Source organism: Pseudomonas sp. CAM1A, from assembly GCF_047501685.1.
Taxonomy (GTDB): domain Bacteria; phylum Pseudomonadota; class Gammaproteobacteria; order Pseudomonadales; family Pseudomonadaceae; genus Aquipseudomonas.
The window spans coordinates 126,594-146,255 of record NZ_JBFNXP010000003.1 but is presented as its reverse complement, the minus strand read 5'-3'; the positions used below and the strand labels follow the sequence as shown (position 1 = coordinate 146,255).

The 19,662-nt window shown below is 63.9% G+C and carries 20 protein-coding genes and 1 tRNA gene; 19 read left to right on the top strand and 2 right to left on the bottom strand.

Annotated features, from left to right (window positions below; genetic code table 11):
- Position 1: 1 nt before the first annotated feature.
- Both prfA and hemA read right to left on the bottom strand, forming a co-directional pair.
- Positions 2–1,084: a peptide chain release factor 1 gene (gene prfA / locus ABZO33_RS09075; protein ID WP_414535780.1), complete on the bottom strand. Its 1,083-nt coding sequence runs from the start codon at positions 1,082–1,084 to the stop codon at positions 2–4.
- Positions 1,081–2,358 carry a glutamyl-tRNA reductase gene (hemA, locus tag ABZO33_RS09070; RefSeq protein WP_414535779.1) on the bottom strand — a complete coding sequence of 426 codons (1,278 nt, stop codon included), beginning with the start codon at positions 2,356–2,358 and terminating at the stop codon, positions 1,081–1,083. Before hemA ends, prfA begins: the two co-directional genes overlap by 4 nt.
- 1,011 nt (positions 2,359–3,369) lie before the next feature.
- Here hemA and ABZO33_RS09065 point away from each other — a divergent pair.
- The 19 genes from ABZO33_RS09065 to ABZO33_RS08975 all read left to right on the top strand — a co-directional run bounded on the left by ABZO33_RS09065 (position 3,370) and on the right by ABZO33_RS08975 (position 19,657).
- A complete protein-coding gene (locus ABZO33_RS09065) occupies positions 3,370–5,091 on the top strand; it encodes a tetratricopeptide repeat protein (protein ID WP_414535778.1) in 1,722 nt (573 codons plus the stop codon).
- A 3-nt stretch (positions 5,092–5,094) separates the two neighbouring features.
- Entirely contained in the window at positions 5,095–5,712 is a 618-nt protein-coding gene (gene lolB, locus ABZO33_RS09060; protein ID WP_046857139.1) for a lipoprotein insertase outer membrane protein LolB, read from the top strand.
- Between the two features lie 4 nt (positions 5,713–5,716).
- Positions 5,717–6,577, top strand: a complete 861-nt coding sequence (gene ispE, locus ABZO33_RS09055) for a 4-(cytidine 5'-diphospho)-2-C-methyl-D-erythritol kinase (RefSeq protein WP_414535777.1) — start codon at positions 5,717–5,719, stop codon at positions 6,575–6,577.
- A gap of 20 nt (positions 6,578–6,597) precedes the next feature.
- Positions 6,598–6,672 (top strand) — tRNA-Gln (locus ABZO33_RS09050).
- Positions 6,673–6,717: 45 nt separating this feature from the next.
- Positions 6,718–7,659, top strand: a complete 942-nt coding sequence (locus ABZO33_RS09045) for a ribose-phosphate pyrophosphokinase (RefSeq protein ID WP_016391678.1) — start codon at positions 6,718–6,720, stop codon at positions 7,657–7,659.
- 118 nt (positions 7,660–7,777) lie between these two features.
- Positions 7,778–8,374 (top strand): 50S ribosomal protein L25/general stress protein Ctc, encoded by a 597-nt coding sequence (locus ABZO33_RS09040; protein ID WP_046857141.1) that lies wholly within the window; start codon positions 7,778–7,780, stop codon positions 8,372–8,374.
- A gap of 79 nt (positions 8,375–8,453) precedes the next feature.
- The gene (pth, locus tag ABZO33_RS09035; RefSeq protein WP_023629555.1) at positions 8,454–9,038 is read left to right on the top strand and encodes an aminoacyl-tRNA hydrolase; all 585 of its coding nucleotides are present in this window, start codon (positions 8,454–8,456) and stop codon (positions 9,036–9,038) included.
- A gap of 23 nt (positions 9,039–9,061) precedes the next feature.
- Positions 9,062–10,162 carry a redox-regulated ATPase YchF gene (gene ychF / locus ABZO33_RS09030; protein ID WP_201201642.1) on the top strand — a complete coding sequence of 367 codons (1,101 nt, stop codon included), beginning with the start codon at positions 9,062–9,064 and terminating at the stop codon, positions 10,160–10,162.
- A 476-nt stretch (positions 10,163–10,638) separates the two neighbouring features.
- Positions 10,639–11,103, top strand: a complete 465-nt coding sequence (locus ABZO33_RS09025) for a phage tail protein (RefSeq protein WP_414535776.1) — start codon at positions 10,639–10,641, stop codon at positions 11,101–11,103.
- Positions 11,104–11,194: 91 nt separating this feature from the next.
- Entirely contained in the window at positions 11,195–12,310 is a 1,116-nt protein-coding gene (locus tag ABZO33_RS09020; protein WP_414535775.1) for a DUF2586 domain-containing protein, read from the top strand.
- A gap of 3 nt (positions 12,311–12,313) precedes the next feature.
- Positions 12,314–12,763 carry a phage protein gene (locus ABZO33_RS09015; protein ID WP_367857129.1) on the top strand — a complete coding sequence of 150 codons (450 nt, stop codon included), beginning with the start codon at positions 12,314–12,316 and terminating at the stop codon, positions 12,761–12,763.
- Positions 12,763–12,987, top strand: coding sequence for a TraR/DksA family transcriptional regulator (locus ABZO33_RS09010; RefSeq protein WP_414535774.1), 225 nt, complete (start codon positions 12,763–12,765; stop codon positions 12,985–12,987). The genes ABZO33_RS09015 and ABZO33_RS09010 overlap by 1 nt, the downstream gene beginning before the upstream one ends.
- A 29-nt stretch (positions 12,988–13,016) precedes the next feature.
- The gene (locus tag ABZO33_RS09005; RefSeq protein WP_217868354.1) at positions 13,017–13,304 is read left to right on the top strand and encodes a putative phage tail assembly chaperone; all 288 of its coding nucleotides are present in this window, start codon (positions 13,017–13,019) and stop codon (positions 13,302–13,304) included.
- 20 nt (positions 13,305–13,324) lie between these two features.
- On the top strand, positions 13,325–13,471 hold the full coding sequence (locus ABZO33_RS09000) for a DUF6890 family protein (RefSeq protein WP_414536329.1): 147 nt from the start codon (positions 13,325–13,327) through the stop codon (positions 13,469–13,471).
- Positions 13,472–13,477: 6 nt separating this feature from the next.
- Complete coding sequence (locus ABZO33_RS08995; protein ID WP_414535773.1) at positions 13,478–15,592, top strand: phage tail tape measure protein; 2,115 nt, start codon at positions 13,478–13,480, stop codon at positions 15,590–15,592.
- Positions 15,592–15,909 carry a DUF2590 family protein gene (locus tag ABZO33_RS08990; protein WP_046857148.1) on the top strand — a complete coding sequence of 106 codons (318 nt, stop codon included), beginning with the start codon at positions 15,592–15,594 and terminating at the stop codon, positions 15,907–15,909. The genes ABZO33_RS08995 and ABZO33_RS08990 overlap by 1 nt, the downstream gene beginning before the upstream one ends.
- A complete protein-coding gene (locus ABZO33_RS08985) occupies positions 15,906–17,078 on the top strand; it encodes a baseplate J/gp47 family protein (protein WP_414535772.1) in 1,173 nt (390 codons plus the stop codon). Before ABZO33_RS08990 ends, ABZO33_RS08985 begins: the two co-directional genes overlap by 4 nt.
- On the top strand, positions 17,075–17,599 hold the full coding sequence (locus ABZO33_RS08980) for a phage tail protein (protein WP_414535771.1): 525 nt from the start codon (positions 17,075–17,077) through the stop codon (positions 17,597–17,599). Before ABZO33_RS08985 ends, ABZO33_RS08980 begins: the two co-directional genes overlap by 4 nt.
- Before the next feature lie 9 nt (positions 17,600–17,608).
- Positions 17,609–19,657, top strand: coding sequence for a phage tail protein (locus tag ABZO33_RS08975; protein ID WP_414535770.1), 2,049 nt, complete (start codon positions 17,609–17,611; stop codon positions 19,655–19,657).
- The last annotated feature ends 5 nt before the right edge of the window (positions 19,658–19,662 follow it).

Here is a 19,662-nt window from a genome sequence, read left to right as displayed (position 1 = left end):
CTCAGTCCCCCAGGGCAGCCAGCTGGTCGGCCTGGTACTCGGCCAGCAACGGTTCGATCACCGCGTCCACGCCACCAGCGAGAATATCGTCGAGCGAGTAAAGGGTGAGGTTGATGCGGTGATCGGTAACCCGGCCCTGCGGGTAATTGTAGGTACGGATGCGCTCGGAGCGGTCGCCCGAGCCGACCAGCAGCTTGCGCTCGCTGGCGATGGCGTTCTGCGCGGCGCTGGTCTGCATGTCGTTGAGCTTGGCCGAGAGCCAGGACATGGCGCGGGCACGGTTCTTGTGCTGCGAACGTTCTTCCTGGCACTCGACCACGATGCCGGTGGGCAAGTGGGTGATGCGGATCGCCGAATCGGTCTTGTTGACGTGCTGGCCGCCGGCACCGGATGCGCGGTAGGTGTCCACGCGCAGGTCGGCCGGGTTGATCTCGATCGCCACCTGCTCGTCGGGCTCGGGCAACACCGCCACGGTGCAAGCGGAGGTATGGATACGGCCTTGCGACTCGGTTTCCGGCACACGCTGCACACGGTGCGCGCCGGACTCGAACTTCAGCTTGCCGTAGACGCTGTCCCCTTCGACCCGGGCAATGATCTCCTTGTAGCCACCGTGCTCGCCTTCGTTCTCGGAGAGGATCTCCAGGCGCCAGCCGCGCTTCTCGGCATAGCGTGAATACATGCGGAACAGGTCGCCGGAGAAGATCGCCGCCTCGTCGCCCCCGGTGCCGGCACGGATTTCCAGGAACACGTTGCGCCCGTCGTTAGGGTCCTTGGGCAGCAGCATGCGCTGCAGCTGCGACTCCAGGCCAACCAACAGCTCCTTGGCCTCGCGCACTTCCTCTACCGCCATCTCGCGCAGATCGGGGTCGGCGTCCTTGAGCAGTGCCTGGGCACCTTCGAGATCGTCCTGGACCTTGCGCCACTCTTTATAGGACCCGATGACCGGTTCCACTTCGGCATATTCGCGTGAGTAGGCGCGAAAGCGCGTCTGGTCGGAAATGACTTCGGCATCACCGAGCAGCGCGGTGAGTTCCTCGAAGCGGTCCTGGAGCGTGTCCAGTTTGTTCAGCAGCGACGCTTTCATTGCGGGGATTTGTCCGTCGAGCCCTCATCGAGGGCGAAGAGTTCCTGGGCCATGGCCAGCGCATCGAGGCGGCCTTCGGCGGAGAGCTTTTTCAGTTGCACGCTGGGAGCATGCAACAGCTTGTTGGTCAGGCCCCGGGCCAGCTGCATGAGCACGTCCTCGGGGTTGCCGCCGTTGGCCAGCAGGCGCTGGGCCTTTTGCAGTTCCTCGTCGCGCAGGCGCTCGCTCTGCTGGCGGTAGGCCTTGAGCACGTCCACCGCCGCCAGCTCGCGCAGGCGCACCATGAAATCGTCCGCGCCCGCCGATACCAGTTCCTCGGCGGCCTGGGCCGCGCCCTGGCGGCTCTTGAGGTTTTCCGCGACCACTTCATGCAAGTCGTCGACGGTATAGAGGTAGACGTCGTCCAGCTCGCCGACCTGCGGCTCGATATCACGCGGCACGGCGATGTCGACCATGAAGATCGGTTTGTGCCGGCGCTGTTTCAGCGCACTCTCCACCGCGCCCTTGCCCAGGATCGGCAACTGGCTGGCGGTGGAACTGATGACGATGTCGCTGTTGACCAGCTCCTGCGGGATGTCCGCCAGCAGTACCGCATGGGCGCCGAACTGTTCGGCGAGGATGCTGGCGCGCTCCAGGGTGCGGTTGGCCACGACGATACGTCGCACACCCTGTTCGTGCAGGTGGCGGGCGACCAGGGTGATGGTCTCGCCGGCGCCGATCAGCAGCGCCTGGCTGCGCCCCAGGTCGGAGAAGATCTGCTTGGCCAGGCTGACCGCGGCAAATGCCACCGACACGGGGTTCTCGCCGATGGCGGTGTCGGTGCGCACCTGCTTGGCGGCACTGAAGGTGGCCTGGAACAGGCGCCCAAGCAGCGGGCCAACAGTGCCGGCCTCGCGGGCCACGGCGTAGGCCGATTTCATCTGGCCGAGGATCTGCGGCTCGCCAAGCACGAGCGAATCGAGGCCGGAGGCCACGCGCATCATGTGCCGGACCGCGTCGTGCTCCTCGTGGACATAGGCGCTGGCGCGCAGCTCGTCGAGGCTCAGCTGGTGATAGTCTGCCAGCCATTGCAGCACGGCATCGGCGGCAAGGTGGTCCTGTTCTATATAGAGTTCGCTACGGTTGCAGGTCGACAGGATCGCCGCTTCGCGGCTGGCGGTCAGTCGGCACAGCTGCTGCAGGGCGTCGACCAGCTGCTCGGGCGTAAACGCCACGCGCTCGCGTACGTCTACCGAGGCAGTCTTATGGTTGATACCAAGGGCAAGAAAGGCCATGCAAGATCGCTGGTTGGGACGTGAAGCCGATAATTGTCCTACTTCGCAGGTTTTAGAACAACCACCGTTCGCTATTGTGCTAATGCGGCGAGCCTATCGCCCGTACCTACACTCTCCCCTGCCGTTGCCGTTGCCGTTGCCGTTGCCGTTGCCGTTGCCGTTGCCGATCGAGAGTTTATCCCTTGGTCCACTAGCGACAGCTGCGTCAGCCCAGGCGCCGCCCGTAACTTCGCGACTTCAGGAGGCCGAACGCAGGTCTTGCGAAGGGAGGTGACGGGCATGGATGCCCGTCAAGCGCTGCGCCCCAGGATGGGGCGTTCAGCGCGGTCCTCCCGGGAGCAAGGCCGGAGTGAGGGAACCCGGAGCGCAGCGGAGGGCCGGATGAATGGAGCGAGGATTTTTTGCTTACTTTTTGATCCTTCAAAAAGTGAGCCGCCGTAAGGGCGGAAAGGTGATTGAGCGTCGACATAGCAAATGAATGCGCTTGCACCTGTAGAAACCCACGCCGACCGACTTTGACTTTCAGAGCGTGGGTTTTGAAAGTTATACGCTCATTCATTGGCGATGGCGACGCACAGTCACCTTTCCGCCCTTACGGCGGGTTACCTACGCTTCGCTCCGGGGTCCCCTCACTCCGGCCTTGCTCCCGGGAGGACCGCGCTGAACGCCCCATCCTGGGGCGCAGCGCTTGACGGGCATCCATGCCCGTCACCTCCCTCCGCAAGACCTGCGTTCGGCCTCCTGAAGTCGCAATTGGCGTTGCCTGAACTACCGAGCGCTTAGAAGCAAAAGCAAAAACAACAGCAAGGGCAAGGGCAAGGGCAAGGGCAAGGGCAAGGGCAAGGGCAAGGGCAAGGGCAGGATGCCGTGGACGGGTTGCGAACCACCGCCCCGGCGCATTGTCCCTATACTCCGAAGCGCCGCTTCACACCACGACCTTCGCAGGTGGGTTTGCCATCGCGCTTGTGTCATCATGCTCTGACCGCCGGTTTAGCCTCTTTATAAGCCTCTATGAACAAATCCTACGCATTGCTGCTTGCCCTCGCCCTGCTTCAAGGCTGCCAGAGCCTGGCCCCGAAGACGGACGTCCAGACGCCCGCCGCCGACGCCGGCAAGAGCGCGGAAAAGCCCGTGGTGTACGGATCGTTCAAGCAGGACACCCTTTACAGCCTGCTGGTGGCGGAGCTGGCTGGCCAGCGCAACCGTTTCGACATCGCCCTGGCCAACTACGTCGATCAGGCCGAGAAGACCCAGGACTCGGCAGTCTCGGAGCGAGCCTATCGCATCGCCGAGTACCTGGGCGCCGATGAACCGGCTCTGGACACCGCGCTGATCTGGGCCCGTAACGACCCGCAGAACCTCGACGCCCAGCGCGCTGCCGCCATCCAGCTGGCCCGCGCCGGGCGTTACGACGACTCCATGACCTACATGGAGAAGGTGTTGCAAGGCCAGGGTGACACCCACTTCGACTTCCTCGCCCTGTCGGCCGCCGAGACTGACCAGCATACCCGCGACGGCTTGATGCAAAGCTTCGACCGCCTGCTGGTGAAGTACCCCGAGAACAGCCAGCTGGTGTTTGGCAAGGCTTTGCTGCTGAACCAGGATGACAAGCCGCAACAGGCACTCGACCTGCTCGAGGCCCACCCGCCACAGAATGGCGAGATCGCCCCGGTGCTGCTGCGCGCTCGCCTGCTTCAGTCCCTGGACCGCGGTCCAGAGGCCCTGCCGCTGCTGCGCGGGGCGATCCGCGACAACCCTGAAGACAAGCGCCTGCGCCTGACACTCGCGCGCACCCTGGTCGAGCAGGACCGCATCGACGACGCCAAGGCCGAGTTCGAGAGCCTGCTGCAGCAGTATCCGGAAGACGACGAGATCCGCTACTCGCTGGCCCTGGTGTGCCTGGAAACCAAGCACTGGGATGAGGCCGAAGGCTACCTGCAGGAACTGGTCGAGCGTGACGCCAATGTCGATGCCGCCCACCTCAACCTCGGCCGCATCCGTGAGGAACGCAGCCAGCCGGCTGCCGCCCTGCGCGAGTACGCACTGGTCGGCCCCGGCCCGGACTACCTGCCGGCGCAACTGCGCCAGGCCGATATCCTGATTGCCAACGGCCGCAGCGCCGAAGCCTCGAAACTGCTCGCCGAGGCCCGCGAGGCGCAGCCGGACTACGCCATCCAGCTGTACCTGATCGAGGCCGAAAGCCTGGGCAACAACGGCAAGGAAACCCAGGCCGCCCAGGTGCTGGAGCAGGCGATCAAGCGCTATCCGGACGACCTCAACCTGCTCTACACCCGCGCCATGCTCGCAGAGAAGCGCAACGACCTGGCGCAGATGGAAAAAGACCTGCGCGCCATCATCGCCCGCGAGCCGGAAAATGCCATGGCCCTGAACGCCCTGGGCTACACACTGGCCGACCGCACCACCCGCTATGGCGAAGCCAAGGCGCTGATCGAAAAAGCCCACCAGCTCACCCCGGACGACCCGGCCGTGCTCGACAGCCTGGGCTGGATCGCCTATCGCACGGGCAACCTCGAGGAAGCCGAGCGCCAACTGCGCCTGGCCTTCGAACGCTTCCCCGATCATGAGGTCGCCGCCCACCTGGGCGAAGTCCTCTGGGCCAACGGCAAGCGCCGCGAAGCCCGCCAAGTCTGGGCCAAGGGTTTCGAAGCCCAGGCCGACAGCCCCATCCTGCGCAAGACCCTGCTGCGCCTGACCGGATCCGAGAGCCTGTAAACCATGTTCCTGCGTCATTGCATTACCTTTACCCTCATCGCCCTGCTCGCCGGCTGCGCCGGCTTCGGCAGCAAGGAAGCCGTGCAAGGTCAGGGCAACCCGCAGCTGTGGCGCGAGCACAAACAGCAGCTGGGCAGCCTCGACGGCTGGCAGATCAACGGCAAGGTCGGCATCCGCGCCCCGCGTGATTCGGGCAGCGGCACGCTGTTCTGGCTGCAGCGCCAGGACTACTACGACATTCGCCTGGCCGGCCCCCTGGGCCGCGGCGCGGCACGCCTGACCGGGCGACCCGGCGGTGTGGTGCTGGAAGTCGCCAACCAGGGCCGCTACGAGGCTGCCAACCCCGAGGCCCTGCTGGAAGAACAACTGGGCTGGCGCCTGCCAGTGTCGCACCTGGTCTGGTGGGTGCGCGGCCTGCCCGCCCCGGACAGCAAGAGCCAGCTGACCCTCGACGGCGACAGCCGCCTGGCCAGCCTCGCCCAGGACGGCTGGAAGGTCGAATACCTGAGTTACGTGGAGCAGAACGGTTACTGGCTGCCCGAGCGCCTGAAGCTACACGGCGAGAACATCGACGTGACCCTGGTGGTCAAGGACTGGCAGCCACGCCAGCTGGGGCACTGATTCGATGCAAACGCTGACACTGCCCGCGCCGGCCAAGCTCAACCTGTGGCTGCACATCACCGGGCGCCGCGCCGATGGCTATCACGAGCTGGAAACCGTGTTCCAGTTTCTCGAGCATGGCGACGAGCTGAGCTTCGCCCTGCGCGACGATGGCCAGATCTGCCTGCAAACGGAAATTGCCGGCGTGCCCCACGACAGCAACCTGATCGTCCGCGCGGCGCGCATGCTGCAGACCCAGTCCGGCACAGCACTCGGTGCCGACATCTGGCTGCGCAAGGTGCTGCCCATGGGCGGCGGCATCGGTGGCGGCAGCTCTGACGCGGCGACCACCCTGCTGGCACTTGCGCACTTGTGGCAGCTGGACTGGGACGAAGACCGCCTGGCGACCCTGGGCCTTTCGCTTGGCGCCGATGTGCCGGTGTTCGTCCGCGGCCATGCTGCCTTTGCCCAGGGTGTCGGCGAGCAACTGACCCCGGTCGACCCCGCCGAACCCTGGTACGTCGTGCTGGTACCGCAAGTGTCTGTCAGCACAGCGGAAATTTTTTCGCATCCAGAGTTGACACGTGATTCCCTCCCCCTTAAGATGCGCCCCGTTCCCGAGGGAAACAGTCGAAATGACTGCCAACCGGTAGTAGAGCAACGGTATCCTGAAGTTCGCAATGCGCTGATTTCACTGGGTAAATTCACCGAATCTCGAATGACCGGCACTGGAAGTTGTGTGTTTGGGGCCTTCCCAAGCAAAGCCGAAGCTGATAGAGTTCTGGCCCTTCTTTCAGAGACCCAAACAGGGTTTGTGGCGAAAGGAAGCAATGTTTCGATGTTGCATCGCAAGCTGCAAAGTCTGATCAAGAAGTCGAGTTCATAAGAATTCGCAGCAACAGATACAGGGGCGTCGCCAAGCGGTAAGGCAGCAGGTTTTGATCCTGCCATGCGTTGGTTCGAATCCAGCCGCCCCTGCCATTTCTTATACTCATCCAGGTTACCCTCAGCCTTCAGGTACTGCGCGTGTCCAAGATGATGGTCTTCACGGGGAATGCTAACCCCGATCTGGCTCGGCGTGTCGTACGTCAGCTGCATATTCCACTGGGTGATGTTTCTGTCGGCAAGTTCTCCGACGGCGAAATCAGTGCTGAAATCAACGAAAATGTCCGCGGTAAAGACGTCTTCATCATTCAGCCCACCTGTGCCCCAACCAACGACAATCTGATGGAACTGGTAGTGATGGCCGACGCCTTCCGCCGCTCCTCAGCGTCGCGAATCACCGCCGTGATTCCTTACTTCGGATACGCCCGCCAGGACCGCCGTCCGCGTTCGGCACGTGTAGCCATCAGCGCCAAAGTCGTCGCTGACATGCTCACTGTCGTGGGTATCGACCGTGTTCTCACCGTCGACCTGCACGCTGACCAGATCCAGGGTTTCTTCGATATCCCCGTCGACAACATCTACGGCTCGCCCGTACTGGTCGACGACATCGAAGACCAGCGTTTCGAGAACCTGATGATCGTTTCCCCGGACATCGGTGGTGTGGTGCGAGCTCGCGCCGTCGCCAAGTCCCTGGGCGTCGATCTCGGGATCATCGACAAGCGCCGCGAAAAGGCTAACCACTCCGAGGTTATGCACATCATCGGCGACGTCGAAGGACGCACCTGCATCCTGGTAGACGACATGGTCGACACCGCCGGCACCCTGTGCCACGCGGCCAAGGCCCTGAAAGAACACGGCGCTGCCAAGGTTTACGCCTACTGCACGCACCCTGTCCTGTCGGGCCGCGCGATCGAGAACATCGAGAAGTCGGTACTGGACGAGCTGGTGGTGACCAACACCGTTCCGCTGTCCGCCGCTGCTCAAGCCTGTGACCGTATCCGCCAGCTGGATATCGCACCGGTTGTCGCTGAAGCGGTACGCCGCATCAGCAACGAAGAATCGATCAGCGCGATGTTCCGCTAAGCGGAACACGTGTTGATATGAAGCGCCCCGCCCCAGCATTCGTTGGGGCGGGGCTTTTTTGCCATCCCCGTTGGCGCTGGTCGCAAACGCCCTCGGGGGGCTATTTTGGAGAAGCAAAATGACTGATTTCATCCTGAACGCCCAAGCGCGTACTGACCTGGGGAAAGGTGCGAGCCGCCGCCTGCGTCACTCCGCCAACATCCCTGCCGTTGTCTACGGTGGCGATAAAGAAGCCCAATCCCTGACCATCGTGGCCAAGGAAATCGCCAAGCTGTTCGAAAACGAAGCTGCCTTCAGCCACGTTATCGAACTGAATGTCGACGGTGCCAAGCAGAACGTCGTGGTCAAGGCCATGCAGCGTCACCCGGCCAAAGGCTTCATCATGCACGCCGACTTCGTTCGCGTCGTTGCTGGCCAGAAGCTGACCGCCAAGGTTCCAGTTCACTTCGTCGGCGAAGAAGCCCCGATCAAGAAAGGCGGCGAGATCTCGCACGTCGTTTCCGAGATCGAAGTTTCCTGCGAAGCCAAAGACCTGCCTGAGTTCATCGAAGTCGACCTGGCCAACGCCGAAGTCGGCACCATCATCCACCTGTCGGACCTGAAAGCTCCGAAAGGCGTAGAGTTCGTCGCTCTGGCCCACGGTGATGACAAAGCTGTTGCCAACGTCCACGCCCCGCGCGTTGCCGCTGAAGCTGCTGAAGGCGCTGCCGAGTAATCCACTCGCACGCCGGCGTTGATCGGGTTACAGTGCCGCGCGCACCGTAACCCACCAACTCCAAGGAAGAGCCCCTGACGTGACCGCCATCCAGTTGATCGTCGGCCTGGGTAACCCCGGCCCCGAATACGAACAGACCCGGCATAACGCAGGGGCTCTTTTCGTTGAACGCCTCGCCAGCGCCCAGCGCGTCTCGCTGTCCGCTGACAAAAAGTATTTCGGCCTGACGGCTAAGTTCAGCCATCAGGGCAACGATGTTCGTTTGCTGATCCCCACCACCTACATGAACCGTAGCGGCCAGTCCGTGGCGGCTCTGGCCAATTTCTTCCGCATCAAGCCGGAAGCGATCCTGGTGGCGCACGACGAACTCGACCTGCCCCCAGGCGTCGCCAAACTCAAGCGAGGCGGCGGCCACGGTGGGCATAACGGCCTGCGCGACATCATCGCGCAGCTCGGCAACCAGAACGACTTCCACCGCCTGCGGCTTGGCATCGGCCACCCGGGTGACGCCAAACTGGTCTCCAACTTCGTCCTGGGCCGCGCGCCGCGCGCCGAGCAGGAGAAGCTCGACGCCAGCATCGATTTTGCCCTCGGCGTGATGCCCGACGTGCTTGCCGGCGACTTCGCCAAGGCGATGCGCGAACTGCACAGCCAGAAGGCCTGACACTTTTAGAAAGGGGAATACCCATGGGTTTCAATTGCGGCATCGTCGGCCTGCCCAACGTCGGCAAGTCCACCCTGTTCAACGCCCTGACCAAGTCTGGCATCGCGGCGGAGAACTTCCCCTTCTGCACCATCGAGCCGAACAGCGGCATCGTGCCGATGCCCGACGCACGCCTGGCCGCGCTGGCCGAGATCGTCAAGCCGAACCGCATCCTGCCGACCACCATGGAATTCGTCGACATCGCCGGCCTGGTTGCTGGCGCCTCCAAAGGTGAAGGCCTGGGCAACAAGTTCCTCGCCAACATCCGCGAGACCGACGCCATCGCCCACGTGGTGCGCTGCTTCGAAGACGAGAACGTGATCCACGTTTCCAACAGCGTCGACCCCAAGCGCGACATCGAGATCATCGACCTCGAACTGATCTTCGCCGACCTCGACAGCTGCGAGAAGCAACTGCAAAAGGTCGCGCGCAACGCCAAGGGCGGTGACAAGGAAGCCCTGGCGCAGAAAGCCATCCTCGAAAAACTGATCCCGCACTTCACCGAAGGCAAGCCGGCACGCAGCCTGATGAAGCACATGGCTGACGACGAGAAAGCCGTCATCCGTGGTTTCCACCTGCTGACCAGCAAGCCGGTGATGTACATCGCCAACGTTGCCGAAGACGGCTTCGACAACAACCCGCACCTGGACGTGGTCAAGGCCATCGCCGAGGAAGAAGGCGCGGTGGTGGTACCGGTGTGCAACAAGATCGAAGCCGAGATCGCCGAGCTCGACGACGGTGAGGAGAAGGACATGTTCCTCGAGGCCCTGGGCCTGGAAGAGCCTGGCCTGAACCGCGTGATCCGCGCCGGCTACGAGCTGCTGAACCTGCAAACCTACTTCACTGCCGGCGTGCAGGAAGTGCGTGCCTGGACCGTACGCGTGGGTGCCACCGCACCGCAGGCGGCCGGCGTGATCCACACCGACTTCGAGAAAGGCTTCATCCGCGCCGAAGTGGTGGCCTACGACGACTTCATCCAGTTCAAGGGTGAGAGCGGCGCCAAGGAAGCCGGCAAATGGCGCCTTGAGGGCAAGGACTACATCGTCAAGGACGGTGACGTGATGCACTTCCGCTTCAACGTCTGATGCAGCGCCCCTGAAAAAACCCGCTTCGGCGGGTTTTTTTTCGCCCAAAGAAAAGCCCTACACCCCCGCCCGCAAAGACCGACATGCATATCGGCAATTCTTTATGCATAAATATTTCCATTTTCGCATTGACTGCATATGCATTGCTGCATAACCTGTGTCTCGAACCGGACAGCAACCGGTTGTTACACAGGCAGCGATGAACAGGCCTCGACTGTTCAGAGGGTTGGCAACTGGCCCGGGTGTGCAGCGTAAAGCACCACGATCAGTTATCCGGCGGGCACACGGCCGCGGTCGGAGTCACCAATTCGAAGCGCAACCGCATGGCGTCACCAGTCGTGGCCAGCGGTGACGACGCGCATTACTGAAAAGCCTGCACGGCGGGCTTTTTGGAATGCCGCTCCCTAGGGCTAACCACTCTCACACGAGCACTCAACGATGATTTACTCAGGCAACCCCACCCCAAGGTCAGCCCCATGAACCAGTTGAAAGCACTGACCGCCTACCTGCTCGAACGCAAGCTGGTGCCCGCTGAGCAACTGCATGCCCGGGCGCAGCAACTCGACCTGCACCTGGCCTGGACACAGACCGAGCTGGGTCTGCACATGGGCAACCTGCGCTACCGCGCTCTGTTCGACTTCGACGACTTCAGCGGCCATCCCGGGCGCCTGATGGCGCTCGCCGGCAGCTGGCTGGAGGGCAACGACCCCGGGCGTCACCTGTTCGCCCTTCCGGCACCGACGCTCACCGTCAAGCAGAAGGTCCCAGGCAGCGACTTGCTGGATGTGTCGCTGGCCCTGGAGTTCGTCGAGCCCCTTTACCTGACCGAGGACGCGGCCGGAGAAATCGAGGTCTTCGGCAAGACCTGGTCATTCCAGCACCACGACCTGTGGGTCGCCGAACAAGGCGATGTGGTCGTGCAGGGCAGCCCCCTCCCCTGACCTGTTACCCGGGCCCAGCGCCCGTCCCGCCGGCGACCTGATTGGCAGGCTCCGGCACAACCCTTCAATTACCCCGCTAACGAGGCAACCTATGGCACTCGGTAAAATCAGCGTGAACAATCTCAACCTCGGCCAGGGTGCCGTGACCGAGATCGAGCGCTACTTCCTTTTCATCGGCCCCGCCGCCAAGAACGTCGGCAAGCTGTTGGCCCTGAACACTGACAGCGACCTGGACAACGAGCTGGGCGTGGCCGCCAGCGACCTGAAGACCCAACTGACCGCCGCCCGCGCCAACGGCGGCGACCGCTGGGCCTGCCTGGCCGCGCCGATCGGCGCCGAAGGCGACTGGGCGACCGCCCTGGAGTACGCCCAGCAACACGGCTACTCGGTCGAAGGCATCGTCATCACCAAGCCGGCGACCGCCGGCGCGGAGCTGCTGGCCATGCACACCGCCGCCGAACAGCTGAACGCACGCTATGGCCGGCGCTCGTTCGTCCTGGCCGCGTCCGCCGGCATCCTGCCGACGGTGACCTGGTCGGATTACCTGCTCGAACAGAAGGCGCTCACCGGCGGTATCGCCGCGCCGCGTGTCGTGGTGGTGCCGCAGCTGCACGGCAACGACCTGGGCGTGCTCGCCGGGCGCCTGGCCAATGCCGCCTGGAGCATCGCCGATACCCCGATGCGTGTCGCCAGTGGCCCTGTCCTGGGCCTGGGCGCGGTACCCGCGGACAAGGACGGCGTGCCACTGCCATCGGCAGTGCGCAGCGAGCTGGACAAGGCGCGCTACTCCGTTTCGCAGACCTACCCGGACTACGAGGGTGTGTACTGGGGCGATGCCAACATGCTCGACACCGCCGCCAGCGACTTCCAGGTCCTGGAATACCTGCGCCTGGCCGACAAGGCCGCCCGCCAGGTCCGCCCGCTGCTAGTCCGTCGTATCGGCGACCGCCGCCTGAACAACAGCCCCGCCAGCATGGCCGCCAACACCAGCGCGCTGATGGCGCCGCTGCGCCGAATGGCCAAGGCGGTGAAATTCGCCGGCGAAGTGTTCCCGGGCGACATCCAGCCACCCCGTGACGGCGACCTGGTCATCGTCTGGAAAAGCCACACCCAGGTGGAAGTGTTCATCCGCATCCGCCCGCACAACTGCCCCAAGGACATCACCGCGAACATCGCGCTGGACCTTTCCCAGGACAATCAGGAGTAACCCATGGCCAAGATCAGTGGCTTGAACTTCGACATCAACGTGGGCGACCTGAAGATCCACGTTGAAAGCGCAACCCTCGACATCACCGACAACAGCGCCGTGGCCCACACCAAGGGCGTGCCTGACGGCTGGGTCGCCGGCGACGTGGCCGCCAGCGGCGAGCTGGAGGTGGATACCAGCAACTTCAACCTGATCATCGAAGCCGCCGCCAAGGCCGGCAGTTTCCGCCAGCTGAGCACCTTCGACCAGCTGTTCTACGCCAAAACCCCCACCGACGAGATCCGCGTCGAGGCCTTCGGCTGCCGCTTCAAGATCTCCAGCCTGCTCAACATCGACGCCAAGGGCGGCGAGAAGACCAAGCACAAGCTGCCGTTCGACGTCACCAGCCCGGACTTCATCCATGTCAACGGCGTGCCGTACCTGTCCTTTGCCGAGGTTGAGGGCCTGAGCTGATGGTGTGCCCATTCGACCGCGCCCAGGCCCTGGAACAGCTCAGGCGTGATCTGGCGATCGCCGCTGTGCGCGACCGACGGGCGGCGACTGGGCCGAGCCTCACCGATTGCGCGGACTGCGGCGACGAGATCCCCGAGGCGCGCCGCGCCTTGGGTGGCATGCGCCGCTGCGTTCCCTGCCAGCACCGCCACGAGCGCAACGCAGCGCTCACCCCTTTGTTTTGATTCCCGTATTTCATTGGAGTAGTACCCCCATGACCCAACGCACCGAAATTACCCTGGAAGTCGGCGAGCTGTCCCTGGACTTCGCCGTCGATCCGGCCCTGATGACCAAGTACATCAACGCCCTGACCCCGTCCAACAAGGTCGCCCCGGCCAACAACCTGCTGGTCACCGCCGTGAAGCCCGAGCACAAGGACCAGCTCAAGCCGCTGCTGGCCAACCCGATGACCGTTATCCAGCTGGCCGGTGCCCTGGTCGAGGAATACGCGCCGACCGTCGAGGTCACCGTAAAAAAGCGCTCGGCCACGCAGAGCGACTGACCGAGGACGGCCTGGGCCAGCTGCTGGCCCTGACCGAACGCTGGCTGCCCGGTGCTGCGACTACGCCCGAGAACCTGGGCACGGCCAAATGGCTGGAAGACGAGCATTGGCGGCGAATGGAAATCGCCATCGCCAACGGCATCGCACGTGCATTCAATGGAGGCTGACATCCCATGAGCGCGAACAACGCAATCAGCCGGCTGGATTTCATCCTGTCGCTGACCGACAAGGTCACCGCGCCGCTCGCGAGGGTGACCCAAGGCTTCAACAAGCTGACCGAGAAGAGCCAGTCCGCCATCAAGCAGATCAGCGAGGGTACGCAGAAGCTGCAAAGCTCCGCCAGCGGCTTCGGCACCTTCCTTGAGCCCGCCCTGGAAATGAATCGTGCCCTGGGGGATCTGCGCTCGCTTGGCGTGGCCGAAAACGCCCTGGAGGCCTTGAACAAGAAAGCCCTGATGTTCTCCATCGCCTATGGCGAGAACGCCCGTGACTTCGTCGCCTCGGCGTACAAGATCGAAGGCGCGATCAAAGGTCTGTCCGGCTCCCAGCTGGCCACATTCACCTACACCAGCAGCGTGCTGGCCAAGGCCACCAAGTCTGACCAGGGCGTGATGGCCGAGTATGTCGGCACGATGTACAACCTGCAGAAGCAGCAGGCCGACACCATGGGCAAGGGCCAGTGGGTCAAGATCCTGGGCGGGCAGACCGCCCTGGCAGTCCAGCTGTTCCGCACCAGCGGCGAACAGATGAAGGATGGCTTCAAGGAGGCTGGCGCGCAGGCCTCCGCCGCTGGCATCGGCCTGGCCGAGCAGATGGCCGTGATCGGCAGCCTCTCCGGCAGTATGGACGGCAGCGCGGCCGGCGGGCTCTACAAGGCATTCTTCGAAAAGATCGAGGACGCCTCGGACAAGCTCGGCATGAAGTTCACCGACACCAATGGCAAGGTCCTGCCAATGCTGGACATCCTGGCCAAGCTGCAGGGTAAGTTCGGCGACCTGCGCGGCGCAGCGGCCAACACCAAGATCAACGAGGCCTTCGGCGGTGAGGCAGCCCAGCTCATCGGCGCCCTCGCCCAGGACACCGACCGTCTCAAGAACGGCATCGACAAGCTGGGCCAGGTGCGTGGCCTGGAACAGGCCGAGCAGATGGCCAAGGCCATGGTCGACCCCTGGCAGCAGTTCAGCGCTGCGGTGAAAGGGCTGCGCATCGCCTTTGGCCAGGCGCTGATTCCCATCTTGCAACCGCTGATGACACGCCTGGTCGAGATCGCCCAGACCCTGGTCCGCTGGATCAAGCTGTTTCCCAACATCACCCGGGTGATCGCCATCGCCACCCTGGCGATCCTTGGCACCAGCGCCGCGCTAACCGCGCTTGCAGTGCTGAGCGGGCTGGCCCGGATAGCCATGCTGGGGGCACAGGCCGCCTGGGCCCTGCTCAACATGACCGGTTTGAAGAGCATCTTCATGTTCCTCCGGCACGCCTTGGTGCTGTCGATCTTCCTGACAAGCCTGATCGCCATGTACGCCTGGATGGGAATCGTGAGGCTCGCCACCCTTGCCTGGCAAGGCGCACTCTGGCTGGTGAACGCCGCACTCCTGGCCAATCCGATCATCCTCATCATTGCAGGCATCATCGCGCTGGTCGCTGCCGTGGTCCTGGTCATTGCCTACTGGGACGAGCTCAAGGCCGCGTTCCTGGACAGTGCCGCCTTCCAGTGGGTCAGCGCACAGCTGGACGCACTGAGCAAGTGGTTCACCGACATGGGGGGCTGGACAGGCATGGCCAAGGCGGCCTGGGACGGCATCGTCAAGGTCTTCCGCAGTTCGCTCGACCTGGTGATCGAGTGGTTGAACAAGATCCCGGGCGTCAACATCGAGACCTCGTTCGCCGATCTGCCGGAAGCACCCAATGTGCCAGGGCTTGCCAGCCAGGTCGCGCCAATCGGCGTACTGCCCATGAGCAACACAACGCCACTGCTCAAGACCCTGATGCAGGTGCCATCACCGGCCCCGATCACGGCTTCGGTGGCACCCGCAGCCGTCGCGGCCACCATGGCCAGCGCACCGGTCGACCAACTCGATCAGCAGCGCCAGCGCATGACCCAGACCGCACTCAACCTCTCGCCGGCCAGCCCGACGAGTGTTCCCCAGGGGGGGCTGATGACCCAGATCCAGAGCAGCACCCAGACCCAGGATCGGCGCATGCACGTCGAGAGGATCGAGATCAACACCAGCAAGGCCATGAACCCGCTGGAGCTCGAACAGATGATGGCAATGGCGGTGGGCTGATGAGCGACTACATCGACCTGCTGATCCACGACAACGACCTGGTCCTCGACCCTTCCCACCAACCGCTGCTGATCGAGGACCGGGCCAGCATCGCCCAGGACATCGCTCACATGATCCGCGACAGCGGCCTGCTGGTGACCCTGGTGGCCGAGCGCAGCCGCCAGCGCCAGGCCGACTGCATCCTGCAACTGGAGCTGCTGGTGGAGGACGACGAACGCCTGCTGCCGGGTACCGCCCGCATCCTGCAGGAGCGGCCGGGCGTGTACCGGGTCACGGCGAAAACCCTGAAATTCGGTGATATCGAGGTATACCTGTGAGCGACTTGGACTTTCGCAAGGTGCTGGCCGACGCCGGCATTCCCACCACTGAGGCGGCCCTGCACAAGGCCTGGGAGGCCGAAGTGGCCGCCCAGGGCAGCAAGCTCAGCAACACCAGCGCCTATTCGCCGTTCTGGCGCGTGGTGACGGCGTTGGTGACCAAGCCGGTGCTCTGGCTGGTCGGTTTCATCAGCGACACCGTGCTGCCCAACTTCTTCGTCAAGACGGCCAGCGGCGCCTGGCTGGACAGCCTGGCCTGGGCGGTGAACGTCGAGCGCAAAGGCGCGACCAAGGCCCAGGGCCTGCTGCTGTTCACCCGCGAGAACAGCGCCGGCGAACTGCTGATGCGTGCTGGCGTGGTGGTGCAGTCCGCCGCGATCAACGGGCACGTCTACCAGCTGGTGACGGTCGAGGACACGCTGTTCCCGGACGGGCGCCTGCAACAGTCGGTCAAAGTCCAGGCACAGCAGGTCGGCAGCGGCTACAACCTGGCGCCCGGCTACTACGCCATCCTGCCCGAGCCGGTGCCGGGGATCGTCCAGGTGGTCAACGACGACGGCTGGATGACCTCGCCCGGGGCCGACCCCGAGCCCGACGACCAGTTACGCCTGCGCACCCGCAACCAGTTCAGCGCAGTCAACCAGTGGCACACCGACGCGGTCTACCGCGCCATGATCGCCGCCTTCCCGGGGGTGCGCCCCGATGGGGTGTATTTCCTCCACGACGCACCGCGTGGTCCGGGCAGCGCCAACGCCTACGTGCTGTTCGACGCCGACGTGCCGGCGCAGGCGTACCTGGAGCAGGTCAACGCCCACGTGCGCGACGAAGGCAACCACGGCCACGGCGACGACCTGCTGGTCATGGTCATGCCCGAGACGCGGCACGACATCGCGCTGACGGTCTGGCCGCGGGCGAACCTGACAGCCAAGCGTCGCGAGGCGCTGCAGCAGGGCATTGCCCAGTTCATCCGCGCGGCGTTCCGCGAAAGCACGGCCGGCGACTACCGGCCGACGCTGACCCACCCACAGTCGCGGTTCTCCTTCAGCCGTCTCGCCGAGGAGCTGCACCAGGCGTTCGCCGACATCGAGTCGCTGCATTTCGCCAGCGAAGACATCGTCTCGCCGCTGAGCATCGCGCGCATCGCCAACCTGCGGGTGGACCTGGTATGAGCCCGTTGAAACTGCCGTTCTGGCTCGCCGGCAGCGAACTGACCAAGCTCAAGGACGCCGCCCAGGCCTGGTGGGCCAGGGTGACCGAGTGGCTGCGCTGGCCGCTGCTGCAGATGGACGCCGAGACCTGCCACCTCACTGTGCTGGACCTGCTCGCCTGGCAGCGGGACATCACCCGCTTCAAGGACGAACCGGAACGCCTGTACCGGCTGCGGGTGAAGTTCGCCTTCATCAACGCGGTCGATGCCGGCAGCACCGCTGGGCTCAAACGCATCCTGCGCCGGCTGGGCGTTGGCTATGTGGAGATCGACGAACGCCTGGCGGACCGCGACTGGGACGTGGTCCTGCTGCGCCTTTCCGACTCGCAACTCTCGGAAAACCCCGAGCTGCTGCGGGTACTGATCCAGCAGTACGGCCGGACCTGCCGCCGCTACGACTTCGTCAGCATCACTCCCGTGACCCTGCGCATTGCCGCAGTCCAATTCAACGACGACCAGCAGACACTGGTCGCCACGCTCTAGGAGCCCGCCGTGGCCAGAATCACTTTCGCCGGCGAAAGCCTGATCGCCCAGAAGCAGGGGGCCAAGGAAGTCCTGCAGATCACCCGCTTCATCTACGCCAATGTGCCCGGACTCGACCCGAACACGCCGGTCGACCGCACCGCGACCAAGCCGCTAGCCAGCCAGATCGTGCACACCTACGACATCCCGGCGGGCAACAGCGGCTACGTGAACCCCAACCAGGTCGTCTACAGCTCGATGCTGGGCAGCGACATCGGCGACTTCGACTGGAACTGGATGGGCCTGGAAAGCGCAGAGGGCGTGCTGTTCGCCGTGGCCTACCTGCCGCTGCAGCAAAAACGGCGCAACATCCCGCCGCTGCAGATCGGCAACAACATCACCCGCAACATCCTGGTGGAGTACACCGGCGCCCAGGAGCTTACCGGCATCACCATCGATGCCAGCACCTGGCAGCACGACTTCACCGTGCGCCTGAAAGGCATCGACGAGCGTGAGCGCCTGAGCAACCGCGACGTGTATGGGCGAGCGTGCTTCTTCGGCGACGCGTTGCGGTTCCAGAAGGTGGGCGACGACTACCAACTGGCCGCCGGCATTGCCTACGTGGAGGGCATGCGCCTGGAACTGCCCAAGGCCGTGCCGCTGAGCCCGCCGCAAGGGGCGACCCAGGTGTGGATGCACATCACCTGGCGCCGCGAGCAGAACGATGTGACCCCCAGCTGGAAGGTGGTGTACATGCCCGACCAGCAGGATTACGTCACGCCAGACGGCTGGGTCTACTGCATCCAGCTGGCGGACATCGCCAGCTCCGGGGTAATCACCGACAAGCGCAAGTACGCCCCCATTGCCGGCCCGCTGGTGGAGCACTTCGCCAGCCGCAAGTCGGTTTCGGACCTCGAGGAGGGTGTGACCTCCGCCGGCAAGGCGCGCCAGCTGGCCGAGTCGCGACAGATCGCATTGCAGGGCGATGTCGTCGGGCACGTGGACTTCGACGGCTCCAGGAACGTGGCGATCCAGTCCACGCTTGCAGACATCGGCGTGGTGCCCGGGACTTACTCCAAAGTCACAATCAACGGCAAAGGCCAGGTCATCGGCAGCGAGGCACTGCTGCAGATCGACATCCCCAGCCTGGACTGGAGCAAGATCACCAGCGGCAAACCGAACAGTTTGCAGGGGTATGGCATCACCGATGCCATCAAACGCGGCGACTATGGGTTGGCGTCCAACTTCGCCTCGGTCAGCCCGGTCGACACGATCGGGCTGGCCGGCGGCTTCCACACGATAGCCGACGGCCCAACCTCGCTGGCGAACTACTGCAGCGTGCTCAACATGCCGTACTACTCCGAGAAGTTCTCCGCTCAGATTGCAATGATCCAGGGAGCCCCGGGAGTGCGCATGTTTGCCCGCGCCACAACCAACCAGGGGCAGTGGACCCCAACCGTCGAGATGTTCCATACCGGAAACCTGACACCCGGAGCCATTGTCCCGCCAGGGACACTCGTCCAGACGTTCAGCCGTGCGGCACCGACGGGCACGCTTCGCTGCAATGGCGCGGCTGTCAGCCGGACGACCTTCGCAGCCTTGTTCGCGGCAATCGGCACCTCTTTCGGAGCAGGCGACGAGGCAACCACGTTCAACCTGCCAGATACCCGTGGTCTGTTCATTCGTGATGTCGATGACGGCAAAGGCCTGGATTTGGGGCGTTCACCAGGCACGTTCCAGCAAAACCAGAACCAGTACCACGCCCACAACACCTCTACCAGCCTGGCGGGTGCCCATGCGCATGCCGGTAGCACTACATCGGTCGCAGGCAGCCATACCCACGCCTTCAACTACGTGAATACACCGACAACCCAGGATATCCCGGGGATCGGGGCCGCCATGCACCAGGCTGGCGTGAACTGGGTGGCCAACAATCGTATCCAGGCTGCCGGAGACCACAGCCACACCGTGAACATCACAACCGATGGTGCGCATACCCACTCGGTATTTGTGGATCCCTCCGGCGGGGCCGAGGCACGACCGGTGAACATGGCCCTGTACTACTTCATCAAATATTGAGGTGC